Genomic DNA, 19,504 nt, shown 5'->3' on the forward strand with positions numbered 1-19,504 from the left:
ACCTGCATGAACATCATCCATTTCGCCAATCATTTTTCACCGCGCATTGGTGGCGTGGAATTGAGTGTCGCCTGCACCGCCGAAGCCCAGGCGCGGAGAGGCCATCGGGTGACAGTTCTCACCGAAACACCTTCGTCCGAAGATCCGGCACGTCCGTATCAGGTGAAGCGATTTTCCGTTCCCATCCGGCGGCCGTTCACACGCCTGCTGTACTGGCGGTGGATGTGGCAAAACAGAGCATGGATAGGCGCGGCGGACGTTCTGCACTTTCACGACTACACGACGTTTCTCCATTGGTTCTCTCCCCTCAGACTGCTCATACGCAAGCCGCGCTACGTCATCACTTTTCATGGCTTCGAGGGGATGCCGATTCGACGGCGGCACAAGGTGTTTCGCTCCGTCACGGCACGATGCATGCACGTCTGTTTGGGCGTCGGTTCGTATCTCGCGCAGTATTACGCGCATCGCTTCGACGCCTTTTATCTTGGCGCGCCGGTACGCGCCCTGGGTGTGCTGCCGCGAGGTGACGCCGCTACCTTTGCGTATGTTGGCCGCCTTGCACCGGATACCGGCATCGTGGAGTTTCTGCGCGATCTCGAAACGGTCGTCTCGGGCCGCTCTCTGCACGCCACCGTCCGGCTGGCGGGCGAGGGCAGCGCCGGAGAGACACTACGTGCGCGAACATCCGCATACCTTCGCATGGAGTTCCGAGGAATGGTGACCGATCCGGAAGCCGTGTACACGGGTGCGGGCATGATCGTCGCCACGGGTTTCCTCGCACTGTTTGACGCGTTCAGGACAGGTATTCCCGTGATCATTCCTGCATACAACACACTGAAACTTCGCTACGCCCGATCCATACCCGGGATAGAGGACATGGCTTTCGTTCTTCCAGACTCCGAAAGCGCAGTTGCCACGCTTCGGAACCTTCTGGATGGCAGCGCTGAGGAGCTTGCGCGGGCACGTGCGGCGCGGGCCTCGGAGTGGATTCGCGGACGGAGCTGGGACGAGGTCGCGGAAGTATTGGATGTCTGGTATCAGTCTTCACACACGAACGAACGAGAAACAGAAGTGCAAGCAGGGAGAAGCGGCGTATGCGCGTGAGCGACACACAGCATTTCATGATTTTCGGCCTGACCTCGTGGGATTCCTTTCCGCAGCGCGAACAAGGGCTTGCGCGCGAGCTGGCTGCACAGGGCCACGAGGTGGACGTCATCGAAATGCCCGCATCCATGGCGGGAAAAACCCACGGAGTACTTCAGAAGCTGTTCACTCCGCTTGCACGCGACCGCGGTTTTCTGCGAAGCGAAACGCCGGCCAACCTGCGGGTGCACATCCCGCCCGTCATGCCCACCGGCTTCCGGAACACACTGACACCCATGGTGGACCGTTTGCTCTTTCGCCGCTGGTTTTCGGAAACCTTCCGCGGAGTGGATATGCGATCCAGCATTGGCCTGATCATGATGCCTCTGTGGTGGGGACGTTTTCTCGAACGCGATGTGTTCGACCCCGGTTTTCTCGTGTATGACATCGCGGATGCGCTGGAAGTGCAAAGCCGGAGTCCGCGAACGCTCAGCCGACTTCGGGATTGCGAGCATCTGCTCTCCCGCGAAGCGGATCTGGTGACCTTCAGTGCGCAGGAGATGCAGAGAGAGGTTGATATCCTGTTTCCCGGGGTGGCATCCCTCTTCCTTCCGAACGCGGTGTCCAGGGAATTTGTGGAGCAGTGCGCTGTGCGCAACGGCAATCCTGCCACAGAAAAGAAGGAAATCGGGTACGTCGGTTCAACCTGCGGGAAATGGTTCGATGCGGACCTGCTGCTGGAGGTGATACGCTCCTTCCCGGATTGCACCGTATCGATTCTGGGGCCGGTGGACAAGCACCTCGCCGCGCGCTGCGCACAGCATGCGAATGTGCGTTTGCACGGCTTCGTTCCGCACAAGCAGCTTCCCGAGCATCTGCTCCGATTCGATGTCGCCATCATTCCATTCCGGCAGAACGGCATCACACGCATTGTGAATCCCCTGAAGCTCTATGAGTACGCCTCGGCGGGACTACCCATGGTGGCAACATACACCGACGAACTCCGCAATTACGCTCCGCTCGTGACCCTGGCACGCGATGCCGGGAGCTTCCTTCAGGCCATCGCCGATGCATTGGAATCCGACGCGCAGGACGTGCGCGAGAAGCGCCGTTCTTTCGCAATGGCGAACACCTGGACGGAGCGGGTCCATCGCTTGCTCGCGGTGCTGAAACGACAGGCGGACAATTGATGGTGCGGCGTACACTGGAACGAATCCGTGATCGCTTGCCCGCGGGGGCGCGTGATGCGGGTGTGGTGTTCACCGGCGACGTCTCATCCAAATTCCTGACCTTTCTCATTACGCTGTCCATGCTCGCGATGCTCACACCGGAAGAATATCTCCTGTATGGGCTGTTTATCACCGTACTTGCCGCGGTGAACCAGTTCACGGATTCCGGACTGCATCAGAGCTTCATTCGTTTCTACGCCCTGTACAAGAACGACAATCCCGATCGTGCGCAGGCCTACTACCAACTCACGCTGCGAATAAAAATCGTCATTACCCTCTGCGCCGCCGCCGCCCTGTACGTGTTCGCAGGTCCGCTCGCGAACAACGTGCTCGAAGCTCCGGCCATAGAGGCACCTCTTCGTATCATGACCATCGCGGTGATCGGCGGGGGACTGATGGAGTACATACTCTCTGTGCTTCAGGCGCGGCAGGAATTCGCACGATTCACCGCGATCCGTCTTGCCGAAGCCGCTCTGAAAACGGGTTTCATTTATGCGGCGATACTCTTCGGCGCGTTTTCCCTCGATGTCGTGTACGCGTCCTACGCGGCGGCACCGCTGCTCGTAGGATTTGCCGCTGTGTATTTCGTCACCTCCATGCGCGGCACGGTGGAATACGATTGGCGTGACGTCGGGACAGAGTTGTTCCGCTTCGCAAAGTGGCTGATGATTACGTCTTTCGCAACGATGTTTCTGATGCGTCTGGACGTGTTCATGGTTTCTCCCTTGCTCTCGGACATGCCGGATGAAGCCGGTTTGTATATCGCGGCAACCAAGCTCTGCACGCCGCTGATTGTGTTGGCCGGTTCCGTGTCCACGGTGTTCTTTCCGAAAGCGATGGAACTGCGCAGTACCGCCGACATGAAACGCTATCTGCTCCGCACGCTCGCGGTAAGCGTTCCCGTGACGGGAGTCGGACTGCTGTACCTCGTGACGCTCTCTGTCATGATTCCAGAGTGGTTCCCCGCATACGAGCCATCCCTGCCTCTCTTCGCGGTGCTCTTCATCGGTTATGCCTGGACTATCGTCGGCAATCCCGTCACCATGCTTATCCTGAGCATCAATCGGGCACGAGCCGCGACATGGATCGCGTTGGCGCAACTCGTTGTCACAACAGTGTCGCATTACTACTTCATCACCAGCATGGGCGCGATGGGTGCGGCGGTCAGCAGCGTGCTCGTCTGGTTCGCGGCGGGTGCGGTGACGATGTGGTATATCTGGGTGCATCGGTCCGAAATAGAAAACGTCGCGGCGGAGGGAAGCGCATGAAGCACGTAGCCGCAACCTTTGCCGCATGGCTCTTCCGCAAGCTGCAGGGCGCTGAATTGCATCTGGCACTCGCACGCCTCCGCAAGGCGGGACATGCGATTCATCCCACTGCCACATTCGGACCGCGGACGCAGATTCATATTCATGACGGCGCGTCGCTCCGCATCGGTGCGGGAGTGGAAATACTGAACGACAACTGGCTCATCGCGCATCCAGGCGACGAACTCGTGCTCGGCGAGCGGGTGTTCATCTCACAGCACTGTACCGTATCCGGCACGGTGCGTATCGGGGCCGACACGCTGATCGCCGGGTACGTGACGATCATCGACGCGAATCATGTGTTTACCGATGCATCGCGCCCGATACGAGAGCAGGGCGGGCGTAAGGCGCCCATCACGATAGGCAGCGATGTGTGGATCGGTGCGCACGCGGTCATCCTGCAGGGTGTGTCCATCGGTGACGGAGCCGTCGTCGCCGCCAACGCCACGGTGACGCACGACGTGCCGCCGCATGCCGTGGTCGGTGGAACTCCCGCACGCATCATCGCAGAACGCGGTGCGCCATGACGGTCCGCGCGACAGACTGGACGGACGCGCGAGCTCTGGCGTGGTGGCATGGGTGCTATACTGCGGGCTCGCTGTACCGAAACACCTTTTTTCAATCGCCGGAATGGGTGCTGACCTGGAAGAGGCACTATGTCGATACGCATCCCCGGAGAGAAGCTCTGCTGCTCACCGCAGAGGAACAGGGACGCCTGATCGCGCTCGCTCCGTTGTTTTTGCATACCAGACATTTCGGTCCGTTTCGCGGCTGGCGCTCCCTGCATCTCATGGGCGAGCGTCTGGCGCAGTACCCGGATATCGTGACGGATGCAGCGGTTCCCGAGGCGGTGTGGACCGCCATTCTCGGGTATCTCGAAGACACCTATCCCGATGCCTGGCTGGAAATCCGTGATGCGCTGCCGGAATCCACGGCCTTCGGCCTGTCCGGTGTTGTTGCAGAGGAAGGGGAATGCTACCTCCGTCTGCCATTGCGCGGTCTGACACCGGAAACGCTCGAAACCTCCGCCACGGATCATATGCGACGGGAATTGTCGCGTGCCCGGAATCGTCTCGCCACGGATGCGACGTGGCATTGGGAATTCACGACAGCTCCCGACGAGGCGGTGCTGTCTGCATTGATCCTTCTGAACCGCCAGCGTTTCGGCAGCGCATCGTGGTTTGAAGACGCAGCCAGCCAAAGTTTTTTTCTCGACCTCTGCGCTGTGGCCGGTGGCGAAAGCTGGTGCGCGGTGCTGCGGCATGAGGGGATGATCGTGTCCATACTCATGGGACATACGCACGGGGACAGCATGCTGTATCTGCTCTCCGGCATGGATACGCAGTATCGGTCGCTCAGTCCCGGGACGATGAATCTGGGTCGCACCATAGCGCATGCCGCTGCATCGGGGTATGCCTATTTCGATTTTCTTCGCGGTGAAGAAGCATACAAAAGGGAATTCCATCCGGAAGAGAGACTGTCGCGGCACCTTCTGCGCGTCCCGCCGGCGGCCAGATTCCGCAAGCACGTCGCGGACAGTGCACGACGCCTGTTCGTCCGCGCGGAAAGGAAGCGTCGCAATGCCTGACCTGCTCCATCATCTGCATTTCTTCCGTGCGACGACTGGCGGACACTCCGAAATTCCCCCGGAGACATTTCGTCTCGCTACGACACCCACACAGCTGCCCCCTATGCCGAAAGCCCTTGTGCCATTCCGTGATATTCATGCTTCGCGTTTCGCGGAAGGCCATGCCGCCGTGCTCGGCGAAAGCAACGGTACCCTGGCGTTCATCGCCTGGCTGGCGTTCGGAACATTGCGCATCGATGAACTCGCCCGCACCTGGCATATTCCGGAGCGAAGCGCGGTACTGTACGATGTGAACACCATGCCCGAGCATCGCGGCCGCGGTCTGTATACGTCCGCGCTCCGATGGGTATTGGGAACGCTGGCCGGAATGAACGTCTCCCGCTGCTGGATCTATGCGGAACAGAGCAACACCGCATCGCTGCGAGGCATAGCGAAGGCGGGCTTCGCGCACATCGGAAGCATGCGATCATTCCGAATCGGTAACTGTGCCCTTCGGCTGGGGCGCGTCGCAGAGAGCGGACTATGATGCTCCTTCGACAGATACTGGACCGCTTGCGACAGCGGCGCCTGCAACTACGGGCACGGCAACTCACGGATTTTGCTTTCGACACGCTGGCGACGGTGTATCCGCGTCCACTCGAATGGCGCGGACCGCCTCAGCGCGTGCTGGTGCTCACCCCCCATGCCGACGACGAGACTTTCGGAGCGGGAGGAAGCATGCTGCTCCACGCCGATCGCGGAGATACGCAGCACATCATCCTTTTTTCCGACAATGCGGCCAGCATCGACGACACGTCACTGGAAACGCGGGAGAAGGTGGCACTGCGCGAAGCGGAGTTCGACGCCGCCTCCGCGTGCGTACCCGGTCTGCGAACAACAGCACTGCGCCTGGGCGAGAAGGATTTTCACGAAAATATTCCCGCACCACCCGCATTTGTTCGTCAACTCGTTGAGTTTCAGCCCGATGTTTTGTATCTTCCTTCGTTATTCGATAATCATCGCGATCATCGGGTACTCAATATCTGGTTATCCCGGACACTCCGTACGCACAAGGACGTCCGGCCCCTCATACGGGGTTTCGAAGTGTGGAGTCCATTGCCCGCCACCGTCGTTGCCGATATCACCAGCCGCGTGGAAGACAAAAAGAACATGATGCGTTGTTATCCGTCCCAGTTACGCGCCATCGATTACGAGCATCATATCCTCGGTCTCAACGCCTACAGGGCAATGACGTTCGGATCAACGGCACGCTTCGCGGAAGCATTTCTTGAATTGCCTTCCGATGCGTATCTTACACTCGGAAATTCGGTTTTTCACTTGTAGAATATCATAGTCAAGCGCCCAGGAGGACAGCTTCAATGCGGAAATTCTCGAAAGCGTCACTCAGTATCATACTGGCAACCGCTGCATTCATCCTTAGCACGATGCAGCTTGATGCACAGGTCGGCAAGAACCTCGTTATCAACAGGTTCGTGTCCGATCCCGACAACATCGAAACACATGTCGTGGTAAGCGACGTGGACGGTGTCGGCCCCAATCTCAAACTCTCGATTTACAATGAGGAAGGCCGCCTGGTCTATGAGCGGTACGAAACCCTAAAGGCTTTCGGGAAAATCAACTACGATCCGCTCATGTATCTGAATGCCTATCAGCACGGGTACAACCAGAATCCGAAATTTGTCGGTACTGTGCGCATTGAAAGCGACGGTGGCAACATCGCCGGCCAGTATTGGGAAAAATATCGCAAGGCCGATCGTTCGTTCATGAACATCGCCGTACCCGCCTCCGATGGCAATGGCTATGATAAACTGGTCTGCCAGCATTTCGTGAGTGACAAGACCGTGGATTCCCGTATCATCGTTTCGAATACCGACGTGGTGCGTCCGGTTTCCATCGACGTGAAGTTCTATTCCGACAACGGCGGTCTCGTCGGCGTCGAAAAGCGCGTGATTCCGCCCAACGGCGTGACAACCATACAGCCCTACAAAGTGCTGCGCGGCGTACAAATGACGGGAACCGCCTATCTGGTGGTCGTCGGCGCCGGGAAAATCACGGGCGAATACTGGCAGGCGGTGGAAAACGAGAAATATCAGATCGCGCTGCCGCTCGAGGGTGTCACCAAAATCCGGTGACATGCCGACGCTGCTTCGCATATTGTTGATCCTCACGGGAATTGCGTGCGTGCCCTCAGCGGCGCGCGCGCAATTTTCGTTTAGCGATGACGAACACGCGCCGCAACTCCGTGTGGGCGATCAGCTCATCGTGAACTATTTCGAATCCGACGACGAGCTCTTCACCACCTACCTGGTGATCACCGACCATGAAGGAAGCGGGGCAGTGGTCAACGTCATGGTGCATGACGACGCAGGGACGCTGATGGATGAGCAGTCGTTCTTCCTGCCCATTTTCGGCAAAGTCAATTACGATCCCGCGCTGCGCTTGCGCGGGAAGAAATTCTCCGGCACGATTCGCATCTTCTCCGACGGCGGAAACGTCTCGGCCCAATACTGGCATTTTTATCGCGATCCATCCCGCTCGGCCTTCAATACCGCCATCCCCGCAGCTTCCGCCACAGGCGGTGCGGCGCTGCTGTGTCAGCACGTCGTGTCCGCCCCCGACATCGACGCTCGCCTCATTCTCGCGAATCCGTCCTCCGACAGCGCCGTGACGGTTTCAGTCACCTTTTATCTCGATCGGGGCAAGCAGCTTACGCGCGACGTGCATGTCGTGCCGCCGGACGGCATGCTCGCCCTCGATCCGTACAAAGAGAACGAGGGCCTCGTGCGTACCGGTCTCGCCTACTGTGAAGTGGTGGGGAATGGGGTGATTACCGGCGAATACTGGCAAACCAGTGAAAAAGAGCGATACCGAGTGTCTCTGCCGCTCGATATCATCCCGGTCCGTGCGAAGCACTGGTAGCTTCGTCGAAAGCCCTATGGGCTGAATCCGGACCGCCGCTGCGGCTCATGCTCTGGTATGACCTACCGCCTTCTATACCTCGTCTCTCGCAACCCTCTGAACTGCTATGGAACCGTCCCCCTTGCGCAGGCACCGGTGACTGTACTAAGTTTTTCCTACGGTATACAAAATACCTTGACAATGCGTACGGAATATCGCACGTTCGGCAAGGTATTAAGACAAACGGATAGCACAATGGCAATATTCACCGTCACCGAAGCGCGCGCCAATCTCTACCGGCTGGTGGATGAGACGGCGGATTCGCATGAGCCCATCATCATACAGGGCAAGCGCTCGCGGGCCGTCCTGATTTCCGAGGGGGACTGGCGTTCCATGCAGGAAACCATGCACTTGCTCGGCATTCCGGGAGTGCGCGAATCCATTCGCCTCGGCATGGAAACTCCTCTCGAAGAGTGCGACGGCGAGCCCGGCTGGTAATGAGGATCATCGTATTCACCAGGCAGGCGCAGGCCGACGCGAGAAAAATTGAAGCCGCCGGCCTCCGCACGAATGCCGAACGATTGCTGGAAACTCTCAGGGAAGATCCGTTCGCGTCCTATCCCCGTTACGAAAATCTGCTTGGCGACCTGCGGGGAGCATACTCCCGCCGCATCAACATACAGCACCGACTGGTGTATCAGGTGCTGCGGGAAGAGGGGTTGGTGAAAGTACTGCGGATGTGGACACATTATGAGTAGTGATTGATCCTGGCTGCTCGATGGATGAACGGCCCTTCGGCGGTGCTGAGCGAAGTTGAAAACACGCTCAGGGACCGCTCCAACCAACACTCCGGGAGACCATTCAAGCCAGGTTCAGGATCCGTTCAAGCCACGCGCAGCGGGATGATTCAAAGCTCGCTCAACGAGACAGTCCTCATCGGAGGGACATGACGTCATGCATGAATCTGCGTGTGACAATTCTTATGGCGTGCTCCGTTGATTTCCGTTACATGTCGCGCTATTTTGCATCCATCCATTTTTTGACACGGTGGGAGCGCCAGCGATCGTTGCGCTTTCGCCGTCGATGTTTGAAACGACGAGGCCTCCTCTCCGATGAGCACGACACGACAGCTATCAGTCATCATTCCGGTTCGAAACGAGGAAGGAAATGTCAAACCTCTCTGCGAAGGCCTTCTGGCGGTATTGTCCGATATCACAGCGGAGTATGAAATCATTTTCATCGACGACGGCAGCACCGACGGCACCTTCGCGGGAGTCAAGGAGTTCAGCACACGCGACGCGCGTATCACGGGCATCTCGCTCTCCCGCAATTTCGGCCATCAGATCGCGCTGCTCGCAGGCATGCGGCGTAGCAGGGGAGAAATCGTCATCAGCATGGACGGCGACCTGCAGCATCCACCGGAAGTTATTCCGACACTTCTGCAAAAACATCTCGAGGGCTTCGACATCGTCAATACGCGGCGCATCGATGCTTCCGATACCGGATATGTCAAAAAATTGACTTCAAGGTGGTTTTACCACGTGCTGAATTTTCTCGGCGAGGTACAGGTGCAGCCGGGTTCGGCGGACTTCCGGCTGATGAGCAGAAGGGCGGTGGAGGCCTTTCTCGCCATCCCCGAGCGCGACCGTTTCACGCGCGGGCTCGTCAGCTGGATGGGATTCCCGCAGGCGGTGGTGGAGTATACGGCGCGACCTCGTCTGAGCGGGCGAACGAAATACAGTCCCGCTGCGATGCTGCGCTTTGCTCTGAGCGGAATCACTTCCTTCTCCTCCCGGCCGTTGCACCTGTCATTCTATCTCGGGATTATGATTTCTCTCGCGGGCCTGCTGTATGCGGTGTATGCGGTGGTCATGTTTTTCGCCGGCCGCACCATCACCGGTTGGGCGTCCATACTGGTCTCCGTGCTCATTATCGGAGGTGTGATTCTCGTCAGTCTCGGGATCATCGGGGAATATATCGCCCGCATTTTTCATGAAGTAAAATCGCGTCCGTTGTACTTTATCAAGGACGAAACGGGCGAGCAGAAAAAGAACAACGAGCAACCATGACAAAAAAGAAACAACAAATCGGAAAACCCTCCGGCAACGCCTCATCAGCGCGACCGACCGGGATGACCATGACACCGCTCCGCTGGGCAGCCCTGGCGGCAGTGCTTCTCGTAATCGTCGTCGTGTATTGGGACATGTTTTCGGCGAGTTTCATCAACTATGACGACGACGTGTACGTCACCGAAAACCCGCTGATCACCTCGCTGAACTGGGACAACATCAAAGCGCTGTTCAGCGGATATTATCGGAATCAGTATTCGCCGGTCGCGATGTTCCTCATGGCGGTGCAGATTTCTCTGTTCGGCCTCACTGCGGCGCTGCCATTCAAAATCGTGAGCGTACTGCTTCACGCGGCGAATGCGCTGCTGGTGTTCCTCACCGTGCGCCGTCTGAGCGGGCGCTTTGATTACGCGTGGATAACGTCTCTGTTTTTCGCGGTGCATCCCATGCAGGTGGAGTCCGTGGCATGGCTGACCGCCTCCATGAAAATCGGGGCCTACACCTTTTTCTTTCTGCTGGCGCTGCTGTTGTACGTTCGGTATGTGGACACGAAGAGGCTCCTGTACTATTGGCTCTCATTGTTTGTCTTTCTGTTGTCCTGTTTCTCCAAGGAACAGGCCATCGCGCTGGCCGTCACCTTGCCGCTGGTGGATTATCTCCGCGGAAGAGCCGTGTTCAGTCGCGCCGTTCTTCTGGAAAAGCTGCCGTTCGCCATCATCGCGGTGATATTTGGTCTCGCCACCATGACAGTCGTGGAGGAAATGCAGGGCGGAACTCCCGCGTACGCGTATTACACCGCCGTGGACCGGCTGATTTTCACCTCATACGCGTTGGCGAGTTATGTGATAAAGATGATACTTCCGATGCAGTTATCGGCCTTTTACACGTATCCGCTGCGCGACGCCATTCCGGGCTGGTATTACGTCACACCCATCATCGCTCTGGCCGTCGGCGCGGCGTTGTACGCGGCGTGGAAAAGAAACAACAAAATGGTGGTCTTCGGAATTCTGTTTTTCCTCTTCAACATCTTTCTGACACTGCTTTCGCAGGTACTGTCCGTGCGGGATGTGATCATGGCCGATCGCTACGTCTATCTGCCGGCGATAGGATTCTTCCTCATCCTTGCGCATTTCGCCCAGAAGCTCCTTGCCGCGAAGAAGCTTGCTCCGGAAATCGTGTACGGGGTTCTGGGATTGGCGGCTGTCGTGTATGCCGGGACCGCGTATGTACGTACGACGGTGTGGAACAACAGTATCTCCATATTCACTGACGTCATTGAAAAGGGACAACTCGAAAACAATCGTTACAATCCCTACCTCGCGCTGGCGCACACCAACAGGGGAGTGGCGCGCAGGGCAGCGGGCGATCGCGACGGCGCGCTCGAAGATTACAACACGGCGATCACCATCAATCCCGCCCATGCCAACGCCTGGCTGAATCGCGGCAATGTGTATTTCTACTCCGGCAGGCTCGCGGAAGCGGTGGAGGATTACAATACCGCGCTGAAACATCAGGACGACAATCCCAAAACCTACTCCGGCCGCGGAGCCGCCTACGCCCAGCTCGGCAAGCCGGACCTCGCACTGGCGGATTTGAACAAGGCGCTGCAACTCTCGCCCGATTTCCTCGATGCCCGGCAGAATCGTGTATTGCTGTACTTCGACATGCAGAGGAACGCGGAAGCGCTTCAGGACGCCGAATACTATCTGCGATTCAAGCCGCAGGACGCGGACATGATTCACATCACGGCGATTCTGCTCGAACGTCTCGGACGCAGCGCAGAGGCCGAGTCTGCGTTCAACCGTGCCATCATGATCAGACCCGGCAACGCTCAATTTCACCTCAACCGCTCCTTTTTTTACCGCGATCGCGGCAACCGCGCGGCGGCACTGGCGGATGCGGAGAGAGCACGCGCCCTCGGCATGAACGTGGACGAGAGCTACATCAACAGTCTCCGGTAGCTGCCGGCGCACTGCGCATCCCGGCAACCGGTATTTCTCTCATCTGATCACCAGAAACGTCTTCAGCATCTTTCTGTCACCGGCAAGAAACACCATTGTGTACGTGCCCGGAAGCAGATGCCCGGTATCCTGCCGGAGAAGCACGGAGCCACCATGCAGCTCGAGGGTGCGTTCAAAAACCAAGCGCCCGCGAATATCATAGCACCATGCTCTGAGGTGACCTCTTGAATCGGAAGGCGTGCTGATTCGCAGGCGAAGAAACGTCCCGACGGGATGCGGATATACATCGCCGGCGTGCAGTTCCGACGGTAACTCGCTTTCGATGTCATTTGTCAGCATATCGATATCGAAAATCCGGATCCAGGGTATCCAGTTGTTCACGGATTGTCTGTGTTGCCAGCAGAGGTAAACGCGGGATCCCTGTACAGTGAGCACCGGAAGTGTACGCGCTCCGGGACCGCTTGCATGAGCCTGTTTCACAGCACCGATAACTCGCCATTCCTGATCAAATCGTGCCACAAGGAGCACCGTATCACCGGGACTGTGCTCAGCGACCCAGGCGACGAGCGTCGTCCCGTCGTTCAGCGGATGCACGGTATAATCCGCTTTGTTATCCCGAACGTTCACGCACACTGGTCCGATGAGGAAGAGCTTTCGGATGTCCGCCGTCGCCGAATCAACACGCTCGATGTACAAGCTATTCGATTGGTTGTCCTTGCGCAGTATCTCGTATCCATGCGAGCGAAAGGGGAGTACGATATCCGAATAATCCAGGTCGGCCCCATTAAGGGTATCGATGATCAGTGCTTCGCGCATTTTTCCCGTCTTGATATTGAATCGCGAGAGGGATCGGATATAGGGATTCAGCGTATCGTGAGGACCGCCAATGCGATCGCGGCGATACAGCGCGCAGTCTCCCGCAAACGGACGTGAAATACGAGTCAGTGTAAGCGGAAAATCGGACTCATGCCAATCATGTCTCTCGCTCACCATTGTCAGAATTGGCGGGGAGGAGGTCCATCGGTGCACCACAGTATGTGCGCCTACTCCGCCGCCCCATTCATAGGAGGAGGAATTCAGCTCATGGGTTTCCAGAACAATAATGGAGCTGTCCCGCCATCCATTCATCATTTCGATCCAGCTGCTGCTCGACCAGGGATCCACCATCCCACGCTCCTGATGGATGCTGGCCACCACAACGGATGAGTCCTGAATCACCGATCCCTCTCCGTGACACAGTTTGAAGCTTTCATGCCATCCTTGCGTATTACCCTGACTTGACGATTGCCTGGTGGAGAATACGCCGTACCAGCGTTCGTCGTCGAGCGCGAGCACTTTCGAGAAAGATTTCGGAGGGAGGGCGCGTTCGAGCACCTGCGCTTTCGAATCCACCCATACCGTCGTGTCCCCCCTGGTGATCATCGCTTCACCGGCGGTATTCACCGCGACAGACAGTTCCGCAGGATAGTATTGCGGTCTGAGGTTCAATCTGCGCTCAGGGGCTCCGTGCAGGACGTCCTGCGCCGCCACAGGGCCGCCCATCACGAATGTGAGGGCGACGATACAGACTCGTTGACGGATATTCATTTCATCCTCCTTGATAAATATTCTAGTTGTGAATTCGGGCAGCCAAATTCGGGATGCTCGTTTGCACCGCAATTTCGCGATTGCCGAAGCCCGCCGCCTCCCATATCTATGGGATATTTTGCGGGCGGCATCATTATTTTTAAGACCTGGTCTGCATGTTGGATCACGGTGCATCAATGTGTGTTTCCGCGAAAGGAATCCCTGCGTGACGGTGACCATCGGCATCGTAGACCACCGTGATTATTATCATTCATCACTGACGCGTTTATTGATACCGAACAGGCCTGCATGTTTCCACACCGCCGATACCATCCTTTGAACAGAGCGCAAAAGCGCGTAATTTTGAGGATGATCGCTCTGCATCCAATATCCCTGGAGATTCTCGCTGAAGCATGCATACAAAAGGGCATTACAGGCACGATCTAACTTTACATAATATTTATTATACGAAGCAGTTGGCATACGCGAATACATGAAAGAATCAACCAAACAGAACTGGGAAAGCTTCTGGCAGCAAAAAGCCGAAACCAAGGAAGTCTACGCGAACACCGACCGCATACGACGCCATCTCATGCGGCAAATGGATCTTCGCGGTAAACGCATCCTCGAAGTCGGCGCTGGTACGGGCCGCGATTCCTTTTACATGTCCCAGGACGGCGCCACGCTCGTGCTGCTGGACTATTCCATGAATTCCCTTAAAATCATCAGGAACGGACTGCCGGCAGACAGTCCCATCACCGCGGTTGGCGGCGACGCTCTCGGACTTCCGTTTCCCGACGAAACCTTCGACGCAATCTTCCATCAGGGACTTCTTGAGCATTTCAGAGAGCCTGAGGCCCGAAAGTTGCTCGAAGAGAACGTGCGTGTTCTTAAAACCGGCGGATTACTGGTGGTTGATGTTCCTCAGCGCTGGCACGTGTACACAATCATCAAGCACATCCTCATCGCCCTCAACGCGTGGTTTGCAGGCTGGGAACGCGAATTTTCGGTGCGCGAACTGCGTAATCTGTTAAAATCATTGAAGTTACAGCCGGTGCACGCCTACGGCGAATGGATGTATCCCAGTCTGGTGTACCGGACACTGCGCGAAGCGCTGTACAAGCTCGGAATCAAGCTTCCGCTCTATCCGAAACTCATTCCGCCAGTTTCCCGACTTCGTGAGCGCATCCGTAACGCGATGGACGGCAGTTTCGTGAAGCTCAATACCGCACTTTCCATTGGAGTGATCGCCAAAAAATGATCGCTTGAATCGTTAAACGTTAAAAGTTAAACGTTAAACGAGAGCTGCAAGTCGTTTCTCGAGAATCGTTAATCGTGAACCGGGTCGAACGAAGCAACGCGATTCAGAAGCGGAGAATGCACTTCATTGAGAGAGAATAATGGCAGATTATACCTCAATAAACGCCTGTAATCCGTTATGTATAAATGATTTATCCGCATCGTCCTTACATCATTTCTGGTCCTGACTATTCGAGCCGCCCACCCCGATTAACGATCCAGATTCTCGATTAACGATTCCCGATTAACGATTCTCGACTAACGATTCCCGACTAACGATTCCCGATTAACGATTCCCGATTAACGATTCTCGATTAACGATTCTCGATTAACGATTCTCGATTAACGATTCTCGATTAACGATTCTCGATTAACGATTCCCGATTAACGATTCTCGACTAACGATTCCCGATTAACGATTCTCGACTAACGATTCCCGATTAACGATTCTCGACTAACGATTCCCGATTAACGATTAACGCATGTCCGAAAAACGTTTAAAAATCCTCGTTTTCAACTGGCAAGACATCACCAATCCTCTGGCCGGCGGAGCCGAGGTGCATCTCCACGAGGTTTTCGAGCGTCTCGCCGCACGCGGACACAAGGTGACCCTGTTTTGTCATCATTTTGCCGGCGCGGCGCGCGAGGAAACGCGGAACGGCATACGCATCATTCGCAAAGGCGGACGCTTCCTGTTCAATCTCCATGTGCCGCTGGCCTGGTGGACCCGTTTCCGCAAGGATGGCTATGATGTGGTTGTGGACGACGTCAACAAAATCCCCTTCCTCACTCCCCTCTTTATTCGCACTCCGATTCAGGGAGTGACGCATCATCTCTTCGGCAAGAGCATCTTTCTCGAAACGATATGGCCGCTCGCGGCATACGTGTACCTTTCCGAGCGTCTGATAAAGCCCGTGTACAAGCATGTGCACTTCATCATCGGATCGCCGAGCACGCATAAGGAGTACCTCGAATGGGGCTTTCCGGAAGATCAAGTGACGGTCGTAAACTATTGCGTTAACAGAGATATCTACTATCCCGATGAACGTAATTCCTTCGATGAATTCCGCCTTGGGTATTTCGGACGCCTGAAGAAATACAAGTCCGTGGATCATCTCATCAGCGCAATGGCCGTGCTGCGCGGGCAGTATCCGAAGATCAGGCTCGACATCATCGGCGACGGCGACGACAAGGACAGACTCATTGCGCATACGCAGCAGCTCGGGCTCGGGGATATCGTCACCTTTCACGGCTTCATACCCGAGGAAGACAAGGCGCCGCTGCTGCAGAAAATGCATCTCGTCGTCAATACCTCCTCCAAGGAGGGCTGGGGTCTCACCGTGGTCGAAGCCAATGCCTGCGGCGTTCCCGTGGTGGCGGCCAATGTACCCGGACTTCGCGACTCGGTAGTCGATGGTAGAACCGGCCTGCTCTACGAGTATGCAAACATTGAAGATATGATCGGTAAGATCAAGGTGTTTCTGGATTCCGTCGGGACCAGAAATGAATTCCGTGAGAGAGCCCTCGCCTGGGCCGCCGAATTCGACTGGGAGATCGCCGCGGACCGCACGCTGGAGTTGATGGAGAACAGCATCCGAAAATACACGCTCTTTCGGTCGAGATCGGAACGCGCATAACGCGGATTGTCAAGGGTTTTTAGGGAGAGTTTTTTTCGGGGGCTCGATTCCGAGGTTTTGCCCGGTAGCCCCCGAAGAGCTGTTCTCCCGACGAGATTCGCGTACCACCTCCCCTGATGGCGCTACGTAGTAACCTTGACTTTCTGATCTGACGTTCGTAACTTCAATGTTACAATATCAGAGCTTTATAGCTTATGTATTTTTTATATACGTGAGACATTCGCTCAATTCTCAGGAGGTGTTATGCCGAGGGTTCTTCTACTTGCCTGGATCGCAGCATCCTTTACGTATGAGGTGGGTTCGGCACAAACGGTGGGCTTCGACCCTGCGCCGGTATTTTATGGCGGAAACATGCGCATCGCCATCTCCATGTTCGGGCAAATCGGCAGGAGCAATGATGCTCGAACACATGGCTGGTTCTGGCCGGGAGATGCGACTTCCGCCCCCCTGTCTCGTACGATGTGCTACGCGTCTACACCTGTGTTGGTGGGGCTGGCCGGGGGAAGCCGACGAGTATCCGGGGCGTATTACCGGAACAGCTTCATCCCGGGCCCGATCTCGAATGGTAAGGCGCAGTCTGATCCGACCGATCCGTTGTACCGCGCCTACACCATAACCATGGGACAAACCGACACTCAAGATTACCGCGAATGGCCCTCATCGCTTGGAGCTCCCTCTCTCGCGAATGGAGAGCCAGAGCTATACGGCAAAAAGCAGATGTTCTGGGTAATGAATGATCTCGATTCCGTTATGATGATGGAAAGTACCGGCAGCATTCCTCTGGGACTTGAGCTCCGCTGCCTCATGTACGAACCGTCGGCAGCCGGGGCTGAAGATCATACCGTCCTCCTCCAGATCACCTATATCAATAAGGGGACGGAGTACATCAGCGACGCCTACACAGGATACTATATGGATATGGATATCCGTGACGGCCATAGGAATCATGCAATGAGCGACTCGGCACGCGGCATGATCTATGCGTATTCCGCAGATGATAACTACAAGACCCAAGGAATGCCGGCGGCACTGGCCCTCGTGATGCTGCAGACACCCGTTGTTCCGGCTCCTGGAGAACGTGCGCGCTGGTTTTCCGGCTGGAAAACGGACGCACGGAACATGCCTGTTACAGCGGCGGTAATGCCCGTCAAATCAAGCTCTAGTCCAATAGGAGATCCGCTAAACGGCGATGATTCCTCAAAGTGGTATGCATTGATGCGCGGACAAGGTGCTTCAGACGTGTTTGTGCTGAATCCTGCAACCAGTATGGCTTCCAGATTCTGGATTTCCGGAGATCCCATCGCTGGTACAGGATGGCAAAGTTGGAATGGCCTGCCGCTCTCCGACGGTAAAGCGATCGTCCAACCGGTCAGCGATAAGCGCGTTCTGATTTCCTCCGGACCATTCAACCTGGCTCCGGGAGACACCCAGCAAGTCACCTATGCCTTCGTTGCCGCTCGCGGAGCTACCTCGGCTGCTGCGATTCACGCGCTGCATGACCGCGTAGACTTTATCCGCGCGTACTTTCTCGGAAACCCATTGGCCACCGCATGTCTCGAGGCTGGATGTACACCGGTCGGTGCAGCGACCGGAACAGGGCAAGTAGACGTCCGGGCTCGCTTCCGGGGTATTGCTCCGGACGTAAGAATCGAGGTCTTCGACACGAAGGGAAAACTCCTCATCGCAGCACCGCTGGAACGCAGCGCTTCGAATAATGATTGGATATACCAAGGCAGAGTATCTGTGCCCCTGACCAATGAGAAGGGCGTGAATAGTACGCTCGTTGCGGAATGGAATGGAGAAGTGCTTCGTATACCCGCACGTGTTTCCATGCAGCTCGTAGGGAGAATGACCTGTATGTCCACTCTCATGCTGGAGGAAGGTGACGACAACAAACGTGTCGCGCCCGAGGAAGAGGCAAAGTGGTTTCCACACATCTACAACACGACACGTTACACCTACGACGTGTATGCGCAATCTTATCATCTCCCCAATTCGCAGTGGCTGTATATCCCATCAATAGGATCGTACAGCACAGTTCCCACCTGGGACCGTCCCTGGGAGCCATCTATGGGCTTTAACAGCGTATGGGACCCGTCACTTATCACCGCTGCCGACACCATGCAGTATTTCTATGATCTGTACGATCCGTCGAAGAATGTCTGGTGGGAAGCGGTAAGCCGCGTTCCCACGGATACGGTGGCCGGAGAATGGTACGATGTACTTATGACGCAGGTGCGCGGGTCGTCGCAGGGTCAGCCGGGAATCCGGATCATACATCAGACCGCGTTGCAGGATAAATGGTATGTAGCCCAAATCAGTGGTGATTGGTATTCCACGAAACTCTCGCTGTATGACTCCCTCAGCGGAGCGCCCTACTTTCTGGATTATGGGTTGGACGTATTCACCGGCCCGGCACCGACGATTGACGGATTCCGTGTGGTGCGTGGTACCCTCTCAGGGCCGGAAAAACCGGGAACACGGGCAAAACAAGGAGATCTGTTCGTTTTCAACCCACGCCACACAGTCCTCGCCCGTTCAAACAAGCCTCCGAATGAATGGACCGTTTCGGAGGCATCACCCATGCCACTCACCGATGGAACCTCCGTGAGAATCGAGTTGCCCTTCGCTACCCCACTCCGCGTCGAAGTGTACAACTCCATCGGCCAACGCGTCAAGGTGCTGCGCGACGAGTTTGCGCGTGCCGGCCGCCACCTGCTGATCTGGGACGGCTACTGGACCGACGGCCGCCCTGCGGATTCGGGAATGTACCTGCTGCGAGTTGTAAGCGGCAACGGCGAGGTGACGAGGAAGATTATGGTGTTGCGGTAGGTTGGGGAGCGCAGGGATGGTGAAAAGGTGGGAGG

16 protein-coding genes and 2 pseudogenes are annotated in these 19,504 nt (G+C 56.5%); 17 read left to right on the forward strand and 1 reads right to left on the reverse strand.

Annotated elements, in window-relative coordinates; genetic code table 11:
* The first annotated feature begins 6 nt into the window (after positions 1-6).
* The 14 genes and pseudogenes from M5R41_03760 to M5R41_03825 all read left to right on the forward strand — a co-directional run bounded on the left by M5R41_03760 (position 7) and on the right by M5R41_03825 (position 12,135).
* Complete coding sequence (locus M5R41_03760; GenBank protein ID MCZ7555504.1) at positions 7-1,104, forward strand: glycosyltransferase; 1,098 nt, start codon at positions 7-9, stop codon at positions 1,102-1,104.
* Positions 1,101-2,273 (forward strand): glycosyltransferase, encoded by a 1,173-nt coding sequence (locus M5R41_03765; protein MCZ7555505.1) that lies wholly within the window; start codon positions 1,101-1,103, stop codon positions 2,271-2,273. Before M5R41_03760 ends, M5R41_03765 begins: the two co-directional genes overlap by 4 nt.
* Positions 2,273-3,580, forward strand: a complete 1,308-nt coding sequence (locus M5R41_03770; GenBank protein ID MCZ7555506.1) for an oligosaccharide flippase family protein — start codon at positions 2,273-2,275, stop codon at positions 3,578-3,580. The genes M5R41_03765 and M5R41_03770 overlap by 1 nt, the downstream gene beginning before the upstream one ends.
* Positions 3,577-3,891, forward strand: a pseudogene (locus M5R41_03775) (hypothetical protein). Before M5R41_03770 ends, M5R41_03775 begins: the two are co-directional and overlap by 4 nt.
* A 60-nt stretch (positions 3,892-3,951) precedes the next feature.
* Positions 3,952-4,146: pseudogene (locus M5R41_03780) on the forward strand (antibiotic acetyltransferase).
* Entirely contained in the window at positions 4,143-5,207 is a 1,065-nt protein-coding gene (locus M5R41_03785) for a GNAT family N-acetyltransferase (GenBank protein MCZ7555507.1), read from the forward strand. The pseudogene M5R41_03780 and the gene M5R41_03785 overlap by 4 nt, the downstream one beginning before the upstream one ends.
* A complete protein-coding gene (locus M5R41_03790; protein MCZ7555508.1) occupies positions 5,200-5,733 on the forward strand; it encodes a GNAT family N-acetyltransferase in 534 nt (177 codons plus the stop codon). The genes M5R41_03785 and M5R41_03790 overlap by 8 nt, the downstream gene beginning before the upstream one ends.
* A complete protein-coding gene (locus M5R41_03795; GenBank protein MCZ7555509.1) occupies positions 5,730-6,530 on the forward strand; it encodes a PIG-L family deacetylase in 801 nt (266 codons plus the stop codon). The genes M5R41_03790 and M5R41_03795 overlap by 4 nt, the downstream gene beginning before the upstream one ends.
* A 35-nt stretch (positions 6,531-6,565) precedes the next feature.
* The gene (locus M5R41_03800) at positions 6,566-7,339 is read left to right on the forward strand and encodes a hypothetical protein (protein ID MCZ7555510.1); all 774 of its coding nucleotides are present in this window, start codon (positions 6,566-6,568) and stop codon (positions 7,337-7,339) included.
* Between the two features lies 1 nt (position 7,340).
* Entirely contained in the window at positions 7,341-8,126 is a 786-nt protein-coding gene (locus M5R41_03805; protein ID MCZ7555511.1) for a hypothetical protein, read from the forward strand.
* 234 nt (positions 8,127-8,360) lie between these two features.
* Entirely contained in the window at positions 8,361-8,603 is a 243-nt protein-coding gene (locus tag M5R41_03810; GenBank protein MCZ7555512.1) for a type II toxin-antitoxin system Phd/YefM family antitoxin, read from the forward strand.
* Entirely contained in the window at positions 8,603-8,863 is a 261-nt protein-coding gene (locus tag M5R41_03815; GenBank protein MCZ7555513.1) for a Txe/YoeB family addiction module toxin, read from the forward strand. The genes M5R41_03810 and M5R41_03815 overlap by 1 nt, the downstream gene beginning before the upstream one ends.
* A gap of 354 nt (positions 8,864-9,217) precedes the next feature.
* A complete protein-coding gene (locus M5R41_03820; GenBank protein ID MCZ7555514.1) occupies positions 9,218-10,174 on the forward strand; it encodes a glycosyltransferase family 2 protein in 957 nt (318 codons plus the stop codon).
* Positions 10,171-12,135 (forward strand): tetratricopeptide repeat protein, encoded by a 1,965-nt coding sequence (locus M5R41_03825; protein MCZ7555515.1) that lies wholly within the window; start codon positions 10,171-10,173, stop codon positions 12,133-12,135. The genes M5R41_03820 and M5R41_03825 overlap by 4 nt, the downstream gene beginning before the upstream one ends.
* A gap of 39 nt (positions 12,136-12,174) precedes the next feature.
* Here M5R41_03825 and M5R41_03830 read toward each other — a convergent pair whose 3' ends face one another.
* Positions 12,175-13,722 (reverse strand): hypothetical protein, encoded by a 1,548-nt coding sequence (locus M5R41_03830; protein ID MCZ7555516.1) that lies wholly within the window; start codon positions 13,720-13,722, stop codon positions 12,175-12,177.
* Positions 13,723-14,194: 472 nt separating this feature from the next.
* Here M5R41_03830 and M5R41_03835 point away from each other — a divergent pair, with 472 nt between their 5' ends.
* The 3 genes from M5R41_03835 (at position 14,195) to M5R41_03845 (ending at position 19,469) form a co-directional block, all read left to right on the forward strand.
* Complete coding sequence (locus M5R41_03835; protein MCZ7555517.1) at positions 14,195-14,962, forward strand: class I SAM-dependent methyltransferase; 768 nt, start codon at positions 14,195-14,197, stop codon at positions 14,960-14,962.
* Positions 14,963-15,482: 520 nt separating this feature from the next.
* Positions 15,483-16,637 (forward strand): glycosyltransferase family 4 protein, encoded by a 1,155-nt coding sequence (locus M5R41_03840; GenBank protein ID MCZ7555518.1) that lies wholly within the window; start codon positions 15,483-15,485, stop codon positions 16,635-16,637.
* A 243-nt stretch (positions 16,638-16,880) separates the two neighbouring features.
* The gene (locus M5R41_03845; protein MCZ7555519.1) at positions 16,881-19,469 is read left to right on the forward strand and encodes a T9SS type A sorting domain-containing protein; all 2,589 of its coding nucleotides are present in this window, start codon (positions 16,881-16,883) and stop codon (positions 19,467-19,469) included.
* Positions 19,470-19,504: the final 35 nt, after the last annotated feature.

Source organism: Bacteroidia bacterium (genome assembly GCA_027493955.1).
GTDB lineage: Bacteria > Bacteroidota > Ignavibacteria > SZUA-365 > SZUA-365 > JAOSJT01.

Bases quoted from the DNA above. Each gene is read 5' to 3' on its own strand.
- M5R41_03760 (MCZ7555504.1), top strand. From the start codon at position 7: ATGAACATCATCCATTTCGCCAATCATTTTTCACCGCGCATTGGTGGC.
- M5R41_03770 (MCZ7555506.1), top strand. From the start codon at position 2,273: ATGGTGCGGCGTACACTGGAACGAATCCGTGATCGCTTGCCCGCGGGG.
- M5R41_03785 (MCZ7555507.1), top strand. From the start codon at position 4,143: ATGACGGTCCGCGCGACAGACTGGACGGACGCGCGAGCTCTGGCGTGG.
- M5R41_03790 (MCZ7555508.1), top strand. From the start codon at position 5,200: ATGCCTGACCTGCTCCATCATCTGCATTTCTTCCGTGCGACGACTGGC.
- M5R41_03795 (MCZ7555509.1), top strand. From the start codon at position 5,730: ATGATGCTCCTTCGACAGATACTGGACCGCTTGCGACAGCGGCGCCTG.
- M5R41_03800 (MCZ7555510.1), top strand. From the start codon at position 6,566: ATGCGGAAATTCTCGAAAGCGTCACTCAGTATCATACTGGCAACCGCT.
- M5R41_03805 (MCZ7555511.1), top strand. From the start codon at position 7,341: ATGCCGACGCTGCTTCGCATATTGTTGATCCTCACGGGAATTGCGTGC.
- M5R41_03810 (MCZ7555512.1), top strand. From the start codon at position 8,361: ATGGCAATATTCACCGTCACCGAAGCGCGCGCCAATCTCTACCGGCTG.
- M5R41_03815 (MCZ7555513.1), top strand. From the start codon at position 8,603: ATGAGGATCATCGTATTCACCAGGCAGGCGCAGGCCGACGCGAGAAAA.
- M5R41_03820 (MCZ7555514.1), top strand. From the start codon at position 9,218: ATGAGCACGACACGACAGCTATCAGTCATCATTCCGGTTCGAAACGAG.
- M5R41_03825 (MCZ7555515.1), top strand. From the start codon at position 10,171: ATGACAAAAAAGAAACAACAAATCGGAAAACCCTCCGGCAACGCCTCA.
- M5R41_03830 (MCZ7555516.1), bottom strand. From the start codon at position 13,722: ATGAATATCCGTCAACGAGTCTGTATCGTCGCCCTCACATTCGTGATG.
- M5R41_03835 (MCZ7555517.1), top strand. From the start codon at position 14,195: ATGAAAGAATCAACCAAACAGAACTGGGAAAGCTTCTGGCAGCAAAAA.
- M5R41_03840 (MCZ7555518.1), top strand. From the start codon at position 15,483: ATGTCCGAAAAACGTTTAAAAATCCTCGTTTTCAACTGGCAAGACATC.
- M5R41_03845 (MCZ7555519.1), top strand. From the start codon at position 16,881: ATGCCGAGGGTTCTTCTACTTGCCTGGATCGCAGCATCCTTTACGTAT.